Genomic DNA, 17,222 nt, shown 5'->3' with positions numbered 1-17,222 from the left:
CAAGTGACACAGGTCAAAATTCGTCTTTCCAACGGCGCAGGGCAGCAAAGGTCTCTACATCACTATCGTTAACTGCTTTATTTGCAACTGATTTTTTGATGCTTAGCTGGTCACAGCGCAGGAATGGGTTGATCAATTTTTCTTGTTTCAAAGTGCTAGGGATGGTGCTTATCCCTTGCGCCCGCATTCTGCTTACGTCTTCGCGGTAGCGCTGCAGGTGCGGGTTGTCTTGTTCGGCGACAAGGGCAAAAGCCAGGTTGCTGCTGGTGTATTCATGGGCGCAGTACACCTCGGTTTCATCCGGCAGGGCACTCAGCTTCTGTAGCGAGTAGTACATTTGTTCGGGGGTGCCTTCGAACAATCGGCCGCAACCCGCAGAAAACAGGGTATCGCCGCAGAATAGCTTGCCGTCACCGACGTAGGCCACGTGGCCAGCAGTATGACCCGGCACACCAAGTACCATGAAGCGCTCGCCGAAGATTTCAACCTGGTCGCCATCATCGACTGATTGGGATACACCCGGGATAGGCTCGGCAGAAGGTGCGACAATGTTGATATTCGGGTAGCGGCGTTTGAGTTCGCTGATCCCACCGATATGGTCATGGTGGTGGTGGGTGATCAGGATGGCATCAAGTTCCATCTCTTCTTGTTCAAGAAATGCCAGCACCGGGGAAGCATCACCGGGATCGACCACCACACAGCGGTTATCCGGACTGTGAATCAGCCAGATGTAATTGTCATTGAATGCAGGTATGCTTTTAATGGTCAGCATCTTTGTTTCTCCGGCTTTTTTTGCTATTGAGCATCGACTTAGTTTGGAATTGCTATGAAGCCAGCCCGCATATTAAAACATATCGAACCACCGCACACCTGGTCACAAGTGGTCAATGGTGAATGGGCAGCAGAGCTACTGCAGGCCCAGCTTGATGAATGGTGGCCCAAACTGTTTGGCTACCATATGCTTAAGCTGGGTGGGCTAAGCTGCGAATTGGCCAGTGGCCATTGTAACATCCAGCATCAGATTTGCATTGATAAGTTCAACCCTCTGCATAATGTGGTGGCTGATCCCTTTGCCTTGCCGTTTGTCGAGAAAGCCTTCGATGCCTGTGTGGTTGCCCATCAATTAGATTATTGCAGCGATCCGCACCGCCTGCTGCGCGAGGTGGATCGGGTGATTGTTGATGACGGCTATATTCTGATCAGCGGCAATAACCCGGTCAGCGCCTTGGGAATGCGGGGGCTGTTGCCTTGGAACCGCAAGCGCTTTCCATGGAAAGGCCGGATGTTCATGCCGATGCGGGTAAAAGACTGGCTCGGCGTGCTTAACTACGAAGTGGTCTTCCATGAGAACTTCGCTATTCTGCCCGCAACCCGCCACCAAGCGTGTTCTGCCTGGGTAGAAGGGATGGTGTCGGACAGTTTTTCGTCGGTCGGCAGTATGTACCTGATTGTGGCGAGGAAGCGCACCGTGCCCCTTAAGCCAATCAAGCCAACGTGGAAGTTAAGACGGCAGTTAGCCCCGCTAGGGATGAACTGCCGCACTAAGGTGTCCCGCAAGCAAAAGTGCTGAAGCTCGACAGGGCTAGCTAGCCTGGTAGCCAGTATCCTCTTTGACGGGTGATTCGGCTGCGGTACGGGCCAATTCGTCACAGCGCTCGTTCTCTGGATGGCCGGCATGGCCTTTGACCCAGTGCCAGCTGACTTGGTGGCGTTGGGTTTCGTTATCGAGGCGCTGCCAAAGATCTGCGTTTTTCACCGGTTTTTTATCGGCCGTTTTCCAGCCGCGCTTTTTCCAATTGTGGATCCACTGGGTGATCCCCTGGCGGACGTACTGGCTATCGGTGGTGAGGTCTACGTGACAAGGTTCTTTCAGGCTCGCCAAACCGACAATCGCAGCCAAAAGCTCCATACGATTGTTGGTAGTCATGAAAAAGCCTTCGCTGAGTTCTTTTTCATGCTGTTTATAGCGTAACACGGTACCATAGCCACCCGGCCCCGGGTTGCCGAGGCAAGAACCGTCCGTGAATATTTCTACCTGCTTCGTCATATTTGGTAGTATTCGTCTTAGTTAAAAATTTAGTCTGACACAATCGTTACTATGAAAGCCACTAATGAACGCATAATCGTATTCGATACTGAGACAACCGGTATGAATATGACCGGTCCTCACTATGAAGGGCACTGCATTGTCGAGATCGGTGCCGTGGAAATCATCAACCGTAAGCTAACGGGCAATACGTTCCACGTCTATATCAAGCCGGATCGTGAAATCGATGCCGAGGCCATTGATGTCCACGGTATTACCGACGAGTTCTTGGTGGACAAGCCGACCTACGGCGAAGTGCACCAGGAGTTTCTGGACTTCATCCAGGGGGCCGAGCTGGTCGCCCACAACGCGCCCTTCGATATCGGCTTTATGGACTACGAGTTCGGTAAGCTGGATCCGTCAATAGGCAAGACGGAAGACTTTTGCAAGGTGACCGATACCCTGGAAATGGCTAAGCGCCTGTTCCCGGGCAAGCGTAATAACCTTGATGTGCTCTGTTCCCGATATGGTATCGATAACTCGCACCGTACCCTCCACGGCGCTTTGCTCGATGCCGAGATCCTAGCCGATGTATACCTGATGATGACAGGTGGCCAGACATCCTTGGCCCTTAGCAGCGGCAGTGAAGAAAGTGATGCTGGTGCAGAAAATGCAATCCGGCGCCTGGCATCTGGTCGAAAAGCGCTAAAGGTTATCCGGGCTTCTGCCGATGAAATACAAGCGCATGAAGCGCGTTTGGATATTATCGACAAGAAGGGCGACGTGATGTGGCGTCAGTAAGGGTATGATGAAGCGATTATGGTTGCTATTGCTGGTATGGCCGCAGCTGTTGTTATGGCCTCTGCTTTCGTGGGCTAACGACGGTACGGTCATGTCTTGGCTTGATAATCGCTTCCGGGTTGACCCGACGGTTCAGCAGGTCTCTTTTATGGTCAAGCGCGACCAGAAGAGTAACTCTGTGGTTTTGGTTCGCCCCGATGGCCACAAATATTATGCCTGGCGCCATCCTGACAATGTGTCATGGTACGAAGAGCCGGGGATGGATATCATTTCCATCGAAAATCCAATGCCCGGGCCCTGGCAGGCGGTGGGTAAGGTGAGCCCGAAAAACCAAATTACCGTACTGTCTGATTTGAAACTGGATGTCGATAATTTGCCTGCCAGGCTGTACCAGTCGGAAACCATCAAATTTACCGCCCGGTTGACCCAAAACGGCCAGCCGCTACAGATGCGCGATTTTCTCGATCGCATCAGTTTATCCGTGGTGTTCTATGAATATATCGAGAACCCCGATAACCTCCCCAAAGAAGCCTTGCCAATGCCTATTCCTATGGGAACCTTTGCCGATGATGGCCAGGGGTTTGACGAGGTCGCTGGCGATGGTGAGTTTACGGTGGCGCTTCCTGTCGAATTGCAGCCCGGGAAGTACACGGTCAAGGTCAGCTCCAGCAATGGTATTTTTCTTCGTACTGTCGAGCAGGAAGTGCTGGTCTACCCATCCCCTATTAACGCCAGCTTTATCCAAGGCCGAGGCCAAGAAGAAGCTCACCAAGTGGTGATCACTGGCGAGGAAGGTGCCATGAAAACTGGCTCGCTCGCTGCCCATATTGAGCAGGTCAGTTTTGAAGGTGAAACCACCATCAGCCAGCAAGCGGCTTTGCCTGATGAGGAGAGGCTAACAGTATGGTTGCCAAATGGTGAATTGCCTGGGCGCTATACGTGGTCTGGGTGGCTCTATGCTACCGATAATTTCAGTGGCCGCGAGCTGATTTTCCAACTGCCAGAAAGCCATTTTGCGATTCAGGCTGAATTGCAGTTAGACCGCAACCTCAACGCCTTCCGCGAGCAGCAAGAAGCGAAAGAGCGTCAGGCTGAATTTGCCAGGCTCGAAGCCGAGCGGCAGGCTGCCCGCTCCAAGGCGTTGAAAATTATTGCCCTGGCCAATGTCTTGGTGATTGTGCTGGTGGTTGTGGGGGCCGTGTTATGGCGCAAGCGCAAAGTGAAGAAAGCGATGGAAAGCGCTGAGCTCAGTGTCCCCTGAACCTAATTCGTACCTCGCGGGATGAGGCAAATAAAAAGGGAAGCCGGCATGGCTTCCCTTTTTGTTTTATTAGCATGGTGCGGGTTAAGCGGCTATTTCCTTGGGTGTCGGCTGGTAAGGTTTGGCTGCTAGCTCTTGCGGGTCAAAGTCATCGACGTTGATAGTACGCAGTCGGCCTTCCTCGGCACGGCAGAGCAGCTCGGCCTCCTCAGGGTTGATGACGTTGAGCTCGAGCCCTTTCTCGGCCACTTTGTCGAGTTGCATGAACGGCATTTTCTTCCCGGCAGCCTTGCAGACTCGGTCGTAGACCGGCTCGGCAGCAAGGATATCGCTCAGCGTTGCTTCGATCATACCCACTGCATTGTTGGCGGTTGCCTCGAGGTACTGGTGGCGGCCAATTTTGCTTCGGGTCTCACTCGGGGTCTGGATGATCCTTGCCACTTTGTGATCCAATTTATCTGATGGGCGAACACGGCCCAGACCTAGTGGGAACACCATAGTGCGAAGAAGTGCCGCAACCGGGCGGTTCGGGAAGTTACGCAGGAACTCATCCAGTGCTTCCTGGGTCTGGTAGAGTGCATCTTGCAGCCCCCAGTGTACCAGTGGCAGATCTTCAGCTTTTGCGCCTTCATCGGTATAGCGCTTGAGGGTTGCCGAGGCCAAGTACAGTTGGCTCAAGACATCACCTAGACGGGCCGACAAACGTTCTTTGCGTTTGAGCGAGCCGCCCAGTACCGCCATTGAGATGTCAGCCAGTAAGGCCAAGTTGGCGCTATAGCGGTTGAGCTGTTGGTAGTAGCGGGTGGTTGGGTCTTTTCTCGGTGCTGCGGAGCCGCGGCCGTCCGTGAGGCCGAACCAGAACGAGCGAACCATATTGCTGATCACAAAGCCGACATGGCCGAACAGTGATTTATCAAATTCCTGCAGGGCTTTTTCAGCGTCTTCGTCGTAGGCTGCGTTGATCTCGTTAAGGACATATGGATGGCAGCGGATCGCACCTTGACCGAAGATGATCATTGAGCGGGTTAGGATGTTAGCCCCTTCTACGGTGACCGCAATCGGCGCACCTTGGTAACCCCGAGCCAAGAAGTTACTCGGCCCCATACAGATCCCTTTACCACCAACAATATCCATAGCATCGATTACGCTGCGCTGGCCGCGGTGGGTACAGTGGTATTTAACAATCGCCGAAATCACCGATGGCTTTTCGCCAAGGTCGATACCGGCAACCGTTAGGTTACTGGCGGCATCCATGACATAGGCATTACCGGTAATTCGGGCCAATGGCTCTTCGATACCTTCCATCTTGCCGATAGGCAGTTTGAACTGGCGGCGGATACGGGCGTAGGCACCGGTTGCCATCGCAGCGGTTTTCAAACCGCCGGTTGAGTTGGAAGGCAGGGTGATACCCCGGCCGACGGATAAACATTCAACCAGCATACGCCAGCCTTGGCCTGCCATTTCCTGGCCACCAATGATGAACTCGATAGGGACAAAGACCTTGTCGCCTTGGGTCGGGCCATTCTGGAACGGGATGTTGAGCGGGAAGTGGCGGCGGCCAATATCGACGCCATCAATATCGGTTGGGATCAGGGCACAGGTGATCCCTAGCTCTTCCTCGTCACCAAGGAGATGGTCCGGGTCGAACAATTTGAACGCTAGACCCAAGACAGTAGCAACTGGCGCGAGGGTGATATAGCGCTTGTTCCAGGTCAGCTCCATACCTAGCACTTCTTTTCCTTGCCAGGTCCCTTTCTTGACGATACCAAAATCAGGGATCGAGCCGGCATCAGAACCCGCTTCAGGGCTGGTCAGGGCAAAACAAGGGATTTCTTTACCTTCGGCAAGGCGAGGTAGGTAATGGTCTTTTTGATCTTTGGTGCCGTAGTGCTGCAGTAACTCGCCCGGGCCCAATGAGTTGGGGACACCGACCGTTGAGGATAATACGGCAGAAACACCGGTCAGCTTTTGCAGCACCAGTGATTGGGCATAGGCTGAAAACTCGAGACCACCATATTCTTTTTTGATGATCATCGCGAAGAACTTGTGGTCTTTCAGGTACTGCCAGACTTCCGGTGGCAGGTCAGCCAGTTCATGGGTTACCTGGAAGTCATTGACCATACGGCACACTTCGTTGACCGGGCCGTCAAGGAAGGCTTTTTCCTCAGGGCTCAGGCGCGGGGCTGGGATATCGTGCAGCTTGTTCCAGTCTGGCGCGCCACGGAACAAGTCCGCTTCCCACCATACCGTACCGGCATCGATCGCTTCTTTTTCGGTGCGTGACATTTCAGGCATGACTTTCTTGAATGCCTCGAGCGCACGGCGGCTCAGTAGCGAGCGGCGTAGGGAAGTAATGTTTAGCGGTATCGCAATAGCAAGGAAAGCCAGCCAGCTGAACTGACCGGTAACATCAAGTAAGGTGCCCGCAGCCAGTGCCGCAGCAATAGCCAGGGTGAAGGTGCGCAGGTTTGCCCGGTGGTAAGCCAGCACACCGGTTATACCAATCAGCCCCAGTAGGTACACGAGTGTAACCATTTTCAATCTCCTTATTTGGGCGTTGCTTTATTATATTTTGGGTACATTTTATGCAAGGTAAGAGGTCTAACCACTTGTGATAAGTGTAATGTTGTTTTTAATGAAATGTAAAATAATTTTCCGTTCTGAAAGTGTGCAGTTACGTAAAGATGTCTTGTCACTGCTTGTAAAATAAGGGTTTGATCGAGATCAGCGGGAAGGAAAAAAGTACTTGCGTTAATTCCTCATACAATTAAGATCCCGTGACATAGTTCACGTATTACTAGGATCACGGCATCGAAGCCGCATTTTCGTGAATTTTCAGGGAGTGAACGAGGCGACGCAAAGTGGCCTTTCTCATTGTTGCCTTTCCCGAACTCCGACTGACAGTTGCCCGCCGGATCCCTCTCTCGGGATGACAGCTACATTTCTTTTCTATTTAACCAAACGGTAACAAGCCGCGTGGGCTTTTGTCGTTTCCGTTTGGAAGGGGTTTTCCGTGTTGTTATTTGATGCGTTTAGACAGGCTTGGCGTGAAGGTTTCTCCCTTTCGTCATTGCGGTCCGATATAGTTTCTGGTGTCACCGTCGGTGTGGTGGCAATTCCTTTGGGGATGGCATTGGCGATAGCGGTTGGCGTACCACCTCAACATGGCTTGTATACCGTTATAGTGGCTGGCCTATTGGCTGCATTGCTAGGTGGCTCCCGTTTTAATATCACCGGCCCGACAGCGGCGTTTGTGGTGATCCTGTTGCCTATCACCCAGCAATACGGGCTTTCTGGCTTGATGCTGGCGACCATGATGTCCGGGGTGATTTTGCTGCTCATGGGCGTCTTGCGTCTCGGCCAGCTGGTGGCTTATGTTCCGTATCCAGTGACAACGGGCTTCACCGCAGGTATCGGCTTGACGATTGCCTTCCTGCAGCTAAAAGATTTGCTTGGCCTCAGCGTGGCAACCAACCCTATCCATTTCCCGGAAAAAGTAGTGGCTTATGCCAGTGCGATGCCGACGCTGAACCTGGCTGACGCGCTGGTGGGCTTGGTGACCATTGCTGTCTTTATTCTGTGGGCCAAGCTGAAAACTAAAATACCGGCCCACGTTGTTGCCCTGTTGGCGGGTACGCTAGTGGCCTTGTTTGTCAACCAAATGGGTGGAAGCCATGTTGGCCTGCTAGGCGAGAAATTCCACTATCAAATTGGTGACTTGGTTGGTCAGGGGATCCCGCAGGTGTTACCACAGCTGGTGATGCCATGGCAGGGTGGCCATTTTTCATGGGAGCTGGTGATTGAGCTGCTGCCAGCGGCATTTACCATAGCCATGCTCGGTTGTATCGAATCCTTGCTGTGTGCGGTGGTGGCTGATGGCATGACCGGGACTAAGCACAACCCCAATGCCGAGTTGGTCGGCCAAGGCCTTGCTAATATTGTCGTCCCGTTCTTTGGCGGGATCCCGGCAACTGCCGCTATTGCACGTACCGCAACTAACATTAGGGCTGGTGCATTCTCGCCACTTTCTGCCATAGTCCATGCCTTGTTTGTGCTGGCTGCGATGATCGCTTTGGCTCCGATGCTCTCTTATGTCCCTATGAGTGCGCTGGCAGGCCTGCTGATCATGGTGGCGTGGAATATGTCCGAGGCGCCGCACTTTGTGCACACCCTGAAAGTAGCGCCGCGCAGGGATGTGGCTGTATTGCTGACCTGCTTTACCTTGACCGTTGTATTCGACATGGTGGTGGCCGTTGTCGTTGGGCTGCTTCTGGCTGGGGTTTTGTTTATCCAGCGCATTGCTTCACTGACCACGGTCGACAAAGTGACAGGCGGACACCCACACCAGAATTTCGGTGACGATGTGGTGGTTTATGACATCAATGGCCCACTGTTTTTTGCCGCCAGCGAAAAAGCCTTGTCGGTGATTGACTACACGGCACCGGAGACCCAGGCCGTGGTATTGGATTTCACTGATGTCACCACCATTGATATTACCGCAATTAATGCACTGGAAAACGCCATTGATCGGATCCGTGACTACCCGGTTTACCTGCTTGGGGTAGCTGCGCATATCGAGAAAAAGCTGGCAGCAGCCGGCCTTCTGACAGTGGATAACGTCGCTTGTTGTGGCTCTGCCGAGTCATTACGTGAACATTTGGCGATAAAGACTCACAATGTTCAATCTAAGGAGTCGACACTTCCAAGCGTTTCTTTGTACACTGCTAGTTGATAATAATTTTTGATAAGACAGAGAAGGTCCTATGTATCAAGACACCATCCACGCCGAGTTGACGGAAGCGGCAGAAGTCCTCAACCGCTTTTTAAGCGATGACAAGAATATTGCTGATATCGAAGCAGCTGCCAAACTTCTGGCCGAGTCGTTTAAGCAAGGTGGCAAGGTGTTGTCTTGTGGTAACGGTGGATCTCACTGTGATGCGATGCATTTTGCTGAAGAGCTAACAGGACGTTACCGCGAAAACCGTCCGGGTTACCCTGGGATCGCGATTTCTGATCCGAGCCACTTGTCATGTGTGAGCAATGACTTCGGCTACGAGTCGGTATTTTCCCGCTATCTAGAAGCGGTCGGTGCGAAGGGAGATGTCCTGTTCGGCCTATCGACATCGGGGAATTCCGGTAATATCCTGAAAGCTATCGATGCCGCCAAGGCCAAGGGGATGAAAGTGATCGCCTTAACTGGTAAAGACGGCGGCAAGATGGCAGGCTTGGCCGATGTGGAAATTCGCGTGCCGCATTTCGGCTATGCGGACCGTATCCAGGAAGTACATATCAAGATCATCCATATCTTGATTATGCTTATCGAAAAAGAAATGGCGGAATAATCCAGTCTCGATGACTGGTGCAACAGAGGAAGGGCATAAAGGACTATGTGTGAATTACTTGGCATGAGCGCCAATGTGCCAACAGATATATGCTTTAGTTTCACTGGCTTGATGCAACGCGGCGGTAATACTGGCCCGCACCGTGACGGCTGGGGGATCACCTTTTACGAAGGCAAAGGGTTTAGGACCTTCAAGGATCCGAACCCGAGCTGTAAATCACGTATTGCAGAGTTGGTACAGGAATACCCGATCAAGAGCTGTGCGGTGGTCAGCCATATCAGGCAGGCAAACCGTGGTGGGGTGAGCTTGGAAAACACCCATCCGTTTACCCGTGAGCTGTGGGGGCAATACTGGACCTTTGCCCACAATGGCCAGCTGACGGGCTACGATGAGCTCGATACCGGGCGGTTCAAGGCGGTGGGTGATACCGACAGCGAGATCGCTTTTTGCTGGCTGCTCAAGCAGCTGGATGACAGGTTCCCGGATACACCGGATGACTGGGAGGCGGTATATCGCTTGCTGGCGGAAAGTTGTGACACGCTTCGTGAGCTGGGTGTCTACAACATGCTGCTTAGCAATGGTGAGTACGTACTAACCTACTGTACTAATAACCTCCATTGGATCACCCGTCGGGCACCGTTTGGCAAGGCGTCTTTGATTGATGAAGATGTGACGATTGATTTCCATGAAGAAACGACACCGAACGATGTCGTGACGGTTATTGCCACCCAGCCGCTGACCAATGACGAAAGCTGGCACAAGATGGAAGTCGGGGAGTTCAATGTTTTCCATTTCGGCGAGCAGGTCTTCAATCGGACTGTGTAATATCTATGATGTAGCATCTAAGGTGTTGCATCGAAATAGACAAATAAAAAACGCGACGTTATGTCGCGTTTTTTTATGCCTGTAAGCAAGCCTAGTAAAGTAAATTACTCGTCGGTCGCATAGCCGGACAGGGGTAATGGCGAACCATCAAGTACCGCTTTTCCGCCGGTCATCACAACACGGCCTTGCAGGCACCAATTGGCAACCATCGGGTAGATTCGGTGCTCTTGCTCCTGCACGCGGGCCATGACTTCATCGGCGATGTCATCGGCAAAGATAGGTACCTTGGCCTGGAGGATCACCGGGCCGCCGTCAAGCTCTTCAGTGACGAAATGGACACTGGTGCCATGCTCGTCGTCACCGGCGTCGATAGCCCGCTGGTGGGTATTGAGCCCGGTGTACTTCGGCAGCAGGGACGGGTGGACATTGAGCATCCGCCCTTGGTAGTGGCGGACAAAGTCACCGCTGAGGATGCGCATGAAGCCAGCCAGGATCACCAGATCCGGTTGGTAGCTGTCAATACGCTCGGCCATGGCCTGGTCGAATGCTGCGCGGTCAGCATAGTCTGCCGCACAAAGGTGCAGGGCATCAATGCCAGCTTGGCGGGCACGCTCTAATCCGTAAGCGTCAGCCTTGTTGGACAGTACCGCACTGATGCGGGCGTCCTTGATGATGCCTGACTCGCAGGCATCAATCATCGCTTGAAGGTTAGAGCCGTTGCCTGAAATAAGAACAACGATATTCTTCATCGCTTACAGGATCTCCACCTGCTCTTCGCCTTCGTTGGCGTTGGCAATGTGGCCAAGTAGCCAAGCCTGCTCGCCTTCGGCATTGAGGATGTTGATCGCTTGCTCTGCCTGTGCTTTCGGCAGGGCAATCACCAGGCCAACACCACAGTTGAAGGTACGGTACATCTCGTAGGTATCAACGTTACCGGCTTCTTGTAGCCAGTTGAACACAGCAGGCCACTGCCAGCTGTTGCCATCAACCACCGCTTTGCTACCAGCTGGCAGAACGCGTGGAATGTTTTCCCAGAAGCCGCCGCCAGTGATGTGGGAAATCGCGTGGACATCACAGCTTTCCATCATCTTCAGGGTCGACTTAACGTAGATTTTAGTTGGCTCTAGCAGGTGCTCAGACAGGGCTTTGCCTTCTAGTTCCTGGTTAAGGTCGGCATTTGATACCTCAAGGATTTTGCGGATCAGCGAGAAGCCGTTCGAGTGCGGGCCGCTTGATGCAACAGCGATAAGTGCGTCGCCTTCGGCTACCTTGCTGCCATCAATGATGTCAGCTTTCTCAACCACACCAACACAGAAACCGGCTACATCGTAGTCTTCGCCGTGGTACATACCCGGCATTTCTGCAGTCTCACCACCGATTAGCGCACAGCCAGACTGGATACAGCCTTCGCCGATACCGGCAACTACGTCAGCAGCCGTGTCTACGTCCAGCTTGCCTGTTGCGTAGTAATCAAGGAAGAACAGTGGCTCGGCACCTTGTACGATCAAATCGTTGACACACATAGCAACCAGATCGATACCGATAGTGTCGTGCTTGTTCAGATCCATAGCCAGGCGCAGTTTTGTTCCAACACCGTCTGTACCAGATACCAAAACTGGCTCTTTGTACTTGGTCGGTAGGCTGCACAATGCGCCGAAACCGCCAATACCGCCCATCACTTCAGGACGGTGGGTGCGTTTTACCACCCCTTTAATACGATCAACTAATGCATTACCTGCATCGATATCAACACCAGCATCTTTGTAGCTAAGAGAAGAGTTATTGCCGCTCACAGGAGTTTCCTCAACGTATTAAAGTAAAAAAGCGGGGGTATGATAACAGCAGTCAGGGCGGAAAGGAAAACGTTTGCGTCAATATTTGTCACTGGGTGTTTCCTGAGCAAATAACAGCTGCACCCCTACCAGAGCGTAAATGGTCTAGTGTATAATAGTGCGATTTTTTGAAATTTATTTGCCAGGAGTCAGAGATGAAAGTCGTTGAGGTTAAACACCCACTAGTAAAACATAAGATTGGTCTTATGCGCGAAGGTGACATCAGCACTAAGCGTTTCCGTGAGCTAGCAACGGAAGTAGGCAGCTTGCTGACTTATGAAGCGACTTCAGACTTCGAAACAGAAAAAGTTACCATTGAAGGCTGGAACGGTCCAGTTGAAATTGACCAGATCAAAGGTAAAAAAGTAACAGTTGTGCCAATTCTTCGTGCTGGTCTTGGCATGATGGACGGCGTACTTGAGCACATGCCAAGCGCACGTATCAGTGTTGTTGGTATCTACCGTGACGAAGAAACCCTAGAGCCGGTTCCTTACTTCAATAAGCTGGCATCAAACATCGATGAGCGTATCGCGCTGGTTGTTGACCCAATGCTGGCAACAGGTGGCTCTATGATTGCGACTCTTGACCTGTTGAAAGAGCAAGGCTGTAAGCAGTTTAAGGTATTGGTATTGGTTGCGGCACCTGAAGGTATTGCGGCACTTGAGAAAGCACACCCAGATGTCGAGCTATACACAGCGGCTATCGATGAGAAGCTGAACGACAAAGGCTACATCGTACCAGGCCTAGGTGATGCGGGTGATAAGATCTTCGGTACTAAGTAACGACTGAAGCTTCACCTGAATGTGAAAAAGCCGGATTGTTATCCGGCTTTTTTTATTGTCCAAGATGACAAGGTTCCAAGATGAAAAACCGGGGAAATGAACCCCGGCTAACCTTAAAGATTATTTGTCTGACGCTTCTTCTATTTGTGCGTTATCAACCACGTGGCTCTCACCTAGGTCATCCGGCAAGATGAGGTTCAGCAAAATAGCGACGATACCGCATAGGCTCACACCCTGAAGGCTGAATTCACCGATACCGAAAGCCATACCACCGATACCAAACACCAGTGTTACCGCAACAATCACCAGGTTACGTGCCTTGTGCAAGTCCACTTGGTTCTTGATCAAGGTATTGAGGCCAACCGTAGCAATTGAGCCAAACAGCAGGATCATAATGCCACCCATCACCGGTACAGGGATAGTCTGCAGCATCGCCCCCAGTTTGCCGACAAATGCCAGTACCAGAGCAGTGATGGCTGCATAGGTCATGATCACCGGGTTGAACGCTTTGGTCAGCATCACGGCACCAGTCACCTCTGAATAGGTGGTGTTTGGCGGTGCGCCGAACATAGATGCAGCCATGGTTGCGACTCCGTCACCAGCCATGGTGCGGTGTAGGCCAGGTTTTTTCAGGTAGTCCTTGCCGGTCACATTCGAAATCGCCAGCATATCGCCCACGTGCTCAACCGCTGGGGCAATGGCCACCGGGATCATGAACAGCACGGCATTGATATTGAACTCAGGGAAAGTGAAGTTCGGCAGTGCGAGCCAAGCCGCCTGTTGGACCGGGGTGAAGTCGACAACGCCGAAGCCCAGGCTGACCAGGTAACCTGTAACGATACCTGCCATAATCGGGATCAGCTTGAAAAAACCCTTGGCAAAGACACTGAAAGCTATGGTGACCAACAGCGATATGGCTGAAATCCAAATGGCGGCGTCGCCATTGACTAGCTGCACCGCACCGTCGCCGGTTTTACCCAGCGCCATATTCACTGCCGCTGGCGCCAGGCCAAGGCCGATCACCATGATCACCGGGCCAACAACGACCGGTGGCAGCAGTTTATGAATAATCGCCACACCGCGTACTTTGATGATGGCACCCATGCACACGTAGATCACACCGGCCATCATCAGGCCACCCATAGTCGCAGGGATCCCCCAGGTTTGGACGCCATACATAATAGGGGCAATAAAAGCAAAAGAGGAGGCGAGGAAGATAGGGACGGAACGTTTGGTGATGACTTGGAAGAGGAGAGTACCGATACCGGCACCGAAGAGGGCAACGTTGGGATCCAGTCCGGTAAGAAGCGGTACCAGAACCAATGCACCAAATGCGACGAAAAGCATTTGGGCACCCTGTAATATCTGCATCATGGTTGTTTTCCACCCTGTCTGTAAAAAAAATCGCGGAATGTTAGCATAGAGGCAACCGTTTACCTATGGGTATTCGGCAAAATTTGCCAAAAAGGGACGTCAGCATAATTTTGTGATGTACATAATGAAATCTTACAGAACATTGACGGTGATTATTGTCATATAGCAAAGACTTATAAAAAGTAGAGAACAGAAAAATACAATTGAATGACTTTTTTGTGTTGGAAGCAGTTGCCCCGCAAGATATGTTCAATTTATGATCGGGCATTAACTTTAGTGATAACGAGTACTTTATGTTGCGTATTGCATTACTTTTCTTGGCGCTGCTGGCCCTGCCGTTGAAGGCTGCCACGGTGACCAACCTCTATCAGGCGCAGGTTGCCTTGCCTGATACGGATCGCCAATCCGAGCAAGCAGCCAGGAAGCAGGCTCTGGAGCAGGTACTGATCAAGGTCTCGGGACAGAGCAACATCGTTGAAAACGAAGTCGTTGCCAAGGCGCTGGGAAGCAGTAACCAATACGTCAGCCAGTTTAGTTATGCCAACCGGGATGGCCAGCGTACCCTGCTGCTGACGTTTGACCGCAGCCGTATCCGTACCCTGTTGACCCAGGCGAATTCGACTTTCTGGAGTGAGCAGCGCCCGAGTGTGCTGGTGTGGCTGGTGGAAGATGCCAACCGCAGCCGCAATATCATCTGGGATCAGTCCAATAACGATTTGGCAAAGCTTATCCAGGCCGAAGGCGAACGCCGAGGTGTGCCGGTGATGATGCCAATTGGTGATTTTGAAGATGTCACAGCTATCAGTACCCCGGATATCTGGGGTGGTTTTGCCCAGCCTATCGCGACAGCCAGCCAGCGCTACCAGCCCCAGGCTGTACTTGTGGTCCGCGCCCGCAAACAAGATGGCGAACAAGTTGCCCTGAATTGGCAGTTATACAGTGGCAGCATTGATCAGCTTGCCCGCAACCAGGTTGCACCATCAGAAGGCCGCAACAGCGGTGAGATCGCCACTTCTGTAACCCAGATGGTCGATAGCATGGCAGATACCCTAGGGGCGAAATATGCGGTGCCACTTGGTGGTGATACCAGCGGCCAACTGGCGGTAGTGGTTGAAAATATCCAGTCATCGAAAGACTTCTTTACCCTCGAGCGCCTGATTACCAACCTGACCTCGGTGGCAGCGGTGAATGCCTACCGCATTCAGGGCGACCGCGTGGAATTTACGGTTCAGCTGCTGAGTACCGAGGACGTGTTCCAGCGCGAGCTGAGCCAGGATAGCCGCCTGTCAGCCGTGACAGCGCCACTGGGTGAGAGGCTAGAATCAGCCCCTCAGCAGGAAGGCATGATCCGTGCGACGGATGCTTCCCAGCCTGCTAGCCCAGAAGCAGAAGCCAGCAGCCCGGCTGATGTTGATGTGTCGGGGACCGAGCAGCTTGGCAGCGATGTCGAGACCAAGCCTGCCAAGCAGGCGGCTGTGTTTAGTTGGTCTGCGACGGGGTCCAGCGCGGTTGCGTTGTAAGTCGACATATAATGAAAAAAACGGTGGCCGAGGCCACCATTTTTGTTTGGGCTGTTAACCTTTAGAAAAGGCTACTGGCTTTCATGGCGCGCCTTTTCTTCCTTCTCGACCTGGGAGAGTTTTTTCAGCTTGAGCCCCAGCTCCCTGCCACGGTGGCGGGCAAACAGGATATTGGCCATAAAGGCGCCTGTTGTCAGTGCCAGCTCGATCAGTGCCAGCCAACGCTCACCGCCATCGACCCAGAGGATTGTCAGGGCATGGAGGAAGTAAAACATCAGGATGAAGTTGGCCCAGGCATGGGTATAGGGTTTGCCGGCCAGGATCCCCTTGAGCGGAAGGAGAAGCGGGGCAATCCAAACCGCGGCCATCACCATGTTATTGAGGTGCGGGTGCGGTGACAGGCTAGCCTGCCAAAGGGCAACCCAAACCAATAGTCCAAGGTTGGCGGACACAGCGCTGTAGCGCAGCATACGTGTTTTTTTCTGCATGACGGTCATGGCACTATCCTTGTAGTTTGCAGGCGATTTCAGCCAGCCGTTTGCCACAAGCCTGTGCCAGTTCGCACTCTTCAGTGCTCAGCTGGCGGGATTGCTCGTGGTTGAGGTGCGAAGGGCCATACGGGGTTCCTCCTGAACTGGTCGTATGCAGTGCGGGCTCCGAATAGGGCAGGCCGACTATCAGCATACCGTGGTGCAGCAGCGGCAGCATCATTGATTGTAGGGTGGTCTCCTGGCCCCCGTGCATGGACGAAGAGGCGGTGAACACGCAAGCGGGCTTGCCTATCAGGGTGCCGCTTAGCCATTCGGCACTGGTCGAGTCGATAAAGTGCTTGAGCGGCGCAGCCATATTGCCAAACCGAACCGGGCTGCCAAGCGCCAGCCCAGCACACTGCTGCAGGTCTGCCTTGGTGACGAGCGGATCACCGGAGACGTCCGGCTCTAGCTGGCCGTCGGTGCCGAGTTCGGCAACGGTACGCAATACCGCCTCGCAGCCGGAAACTTGCTCGATGCCGCGGGCAATGTGGCGGGCAAGCTGTCGGGTCGAGCCGTGGCGGCTGTAATAGAGAACAAGGATGCTATGCATAAGTCGCCTGCCGGGTTATAGAATGTCCAGAACCTGCTCTGGTGGGCGGCCCATGGCGGCACGCTCACCATTGACGACGATAGGGCGCTCGATCAGTTTCGGGTTGGCAGCCATGGCATCGATCAGCTGTTGTTCGGTAACTTCGGCACCGCCAAGCTCCAGCTCTTTGTACAGGGCTTCTTTGGTACGCATCATGTCACGGGCAGAAGCGTAGCCTAGTTGGCCCAGTAGGGTTTGGATCTGCTCGGCTGACGGGGTGTCGTCAAGGTACTTGACGACGTTAGGGCTGATCCCTTTCTCTTCCAGCAGGGCAAGGGTCTGGCGGCTTTTTGAGCAACGAGGGTTGTGGTAAATGGTGACTGACATGGTACTTCCT

17 protein-coding genes are annotated in these 17,222 nt (G+C 52.9%); 8 read left to right on the top strand and 9 right to left on the bottom strand.

Annotation, left to right across the window (positions count from 1 at the left end; all coding sequences use genetic code 11):
• Positions 1 to 13: 13 nt before the first annotated feature.
• Entirely contained in the window at positions 14 to 772 is a 759-nt protein-coding gene (gloB, locus tag ACXAGQ_RS03965) for a hydroxyacylglutathione hydrolase (RefSeq protein ID WP_475251980.1), read from the bottom strand.
• A gap of 54 nt (positions 773 to 826) precedes the next feature.
• On the opposite strand from gloB, the gene ACXAGQ_RS03960 reads away from it, so the two are divergent.
• Entirely contained in the window at positions 827 to 1,570 is a 744-nt protein-coding gene (locus ACXAGQ_RS03960) for a methyltransferase domain-containing protein (RefSeq protein ID WP_475251978.1), read from the top strand.
• 12 nt (positions 1,571 to 1,582) lie between these two features.
• Here the strand turns inward: ACXAGQ_RS03960 and rnhA are convergent, their stop codons facing one another.
• Positions 1,583 to 2,047 carry a ribonuclease HI gene (gene rnhA / locus ACXAGQ_RS03955; RefSeq protein WP_475251976.1) on the bottom strand — a complete coding sequence of 155 codons (465 nt, stop codon included), beginning with the start codon at positions 2,045 to 2,047 and terminating at the stop codon, positions 1,583 to 1,585.
• Positions 2,048 to 2,098: 51 nt separating this feature from the next.
• Between rnhA and dnaQ the strand changes: the two genes are divergently transcribed.
• Together dnaQ and ACXAGQ_RS03945 are read left to right on the top strand one after the other, a co-directional pair.
• Positions 2,099 to 2,827, top strand: a complete 729-nt coding sequence (dnaQ, locus tag ACXAGQ_RS03950; RefSeq protein WP_475251974.1) for a DNA polymerase III subunit epsilon — start codon at positions 2,099 to 2,101, stop codon at positions 2,825 to 2,827.
• A gap of 4 nt (positions 2,828 to 2,831) precedes the next feature.
• Positions 2,832 to 4,088, top strand: coding sequence for a TIGR03503 family protein (locus ACXAGQ_RS03945; protein WP_475251972.1), 1,257 nt, complete (start codon positions 2,832 to 2,834; stop codon positions 4,086 to 4,088).
• Between the two features lie 84 nt (positions 4,089 to 4,172).
• On the opposite strand, the gene fadE is transcribed toward ACXAGQ_RS03945, so the two are convergent.
• Positions 4,173 to 6,623 carry an acyl-CoA dehydrogenase FadE gene (gene fadE, locus ACXAGQ_RS03940; protein WP_475251970.1) on the bottom strand — a complete coding sequence of 817 codons (2,451 nt, stop codon included), beginning with the start codon at positions 6,621 to 6,623 and terminating at the stop codon, positions 4,173 to 4,175.
• Positions 6,624 to 7,101: 478 nt separating this feature from the next.
• On the opposite strand from fadE, the gene dauA reads away from it, so the two are divergent.
• From dauA to ACXAGQ_RS03925, 3 genes are read left to right on the top strand one after another with little or no spacing between them, the layout of a single operon-like run.
• Entirely contained in the window at positions 7,102 to 8,820 is a 1,719-nt protein-coding gene (gene dauA / locus ACXAGQ_RS03935) for a C4-dicarboxylic acid transporter DauA (RefSeq protein ID WP_475251968.1), read from the top strand.
• 31 nt (positions 8,821 to 8,851) lie between these two features.
• Positions 8,852 to 9,430 (top strand): D-sedoheptulose 7-phosphate isomerase, encoded by a 579-nt coding sequence (lpcA, locus tag ACXAGQ_RS03930; protein WP_475251966.1) that lies wholly within the window; start codon positions 8,852 to 8,854, stop codon positions 9,428 to 9,430.
• Positions 9,431 to 9,475: 45 nt separating this feature from the next.
• On the top strand, positions 9,476 to 10,255 hold the full coding sequence (locus tag ACXAGQ_RS03925; protein ID WP_475251964.1) for a class II glutamine amidotransferase: 780 nt from the start codon (positions 9,476 to 9,478) through the stop codon (positions 10,253 to 10,255).
• A 104-nt stretch (positions 10,256 to 10,359) separates the two neighbouring features.
• Here the strand turns inward: ACXAGQ_RS03925 and purN are convergent, their stop codons facing one another.
• Together purN and purM are read right to left on the bottom strand one after the other, a co-directional pair.
• Positions 10,360 to 11,004, bottom strand: a complete 645-nt coding sequence (gene purN, locus ACXAGQ_RS03920; RefSeq protein ID WP_475251962.1) for a phosphoribosylglycinamide formyltransferase — start codon at positions 11,002 to 11,004, stop codon at positions 10,360 to 10,362.
• A gap of 3 nt (positions 11,005 to 11,007) precedes the next feature.
• The gene (purM, locus tag ACXAGQ_RS03915) at positions 11,008 to 12,048 is read right to left on the bottom strand and encodes a phosphoribosylformylglycinamidine cyclo-ligase (protein WP_475251960.1); all 1,041 of its coding nucleotides are present in this window, start codon (positions 12,046 to 12,048) and stop codon (positions 11,008 to 11,010) included.
• 194 nt (positions 12,049 to 12,242) lie between these two features.
• Between purM and upp the strand changes: the two genes are divergently transcribed.
• Positions 12,243 to 12,869, top strand: a complete 627-nt coding sequence (gene upp, locus ACXAGQ_RS03910; protein ID WP_044622620.1) for a uracil phosphoribosyltransferase — start codon at positions 12,243 to 12,245, stop codon at positions 12,867 to 12,869.
• A gap of 120 nt (positions 12,870 to 12,989) precedes the next feature.
• Here upp and ACXAGQ_RS03905 read toward each other — a convergent pair whose 3' ends face one another.
• Positions 12,990 to 14,243, bottom strand: a complete 1,254-nt coding sequence (locus tag ACXAGQ_RS03905) for a uracil-xanthine permease family protein (RefSeq protein WP_475251958.1) — start codon at positions 14,241 to 14,243, stop codon at positions 12,990 to 12,992.
• A gap of 293 nt (positions 14,244 to 14,536) precedes the next feature.
• On the opposite strand from ACXAGQ_RS03905, the gene ACXAGQ_RS03900 reads away from it, so the two are divergent.
• On the top strand, positions 14,537 to 15,763 hold the full coding sequence (locus ACXAGQ_RS03900; protein ID WP_475251956.1) for a DUF2066 domain-containing protein: 1,227 nt from the start codon (positions 14,537 to 14,539) through the stop codon (positions 15,761 to 15,763).
• 71 nt (positions 15,764 to 15,834) lie between these two features.
• Here the strand turns inward: ACXAGQ_RS03900 and ACXAGQ_RS03895 are convergent, their stop codons facing one another.
• Genes ACXAGQ_RS03895 through arsC form a run of 3 tightly spaced genes read right to left on the bottom strand, consistent with a single transcriptional unit; the run spans position 15,835 to position 17,212 of the window.
• Positions 15,835 to 16,260, bottom strand: a complete 426-nt coding sequence (locus tag ACXAGQ_RS03895; RefSeq protein ID WP_475251954.1) for a DUF2069 domain-containing protein — start codon at positions 16,258 to 16,260, stop codon at positions 15,835 to 15,837.
• Between the two features lie 4 nt (positions 16,261 to 16,264).
• Positions 16,265 to 16,846 (bottom strand): NAD(P)H:quinone oxidoreductase, encoded by a 582-nt coding sequence (wrbA, locus tag ACXAGQ_RS03890; protein ID WP_475251952.1) that lies wholly within the window; start codon positions 16,844 to 16,846, stop codon positions 16,265 to 16,267.
• A gap of 15 nt (positions 16,847 to 16,861) precedes the next feature.
• Complete coding sequence (gene arsC, locus ACXAGQ_RS03885) at positions 16,862 to 17,212, bottom strand: arsenate reductase (glutaredoxin) (protein WP_475251950.1); 351 nt, start codon at positions 17,210 to 17,212, stop codon at positions 16,862 to 16,864.
• Positions 17,213 to 17,222: the final 10 nt, after the last annotated feature.

Source organism: Photobacterium sp. ABD4_091 (assembly GCF_056160145.1).
This window is presented reverse-complemented; position numbering and strand designations above follow the sequence as displayed.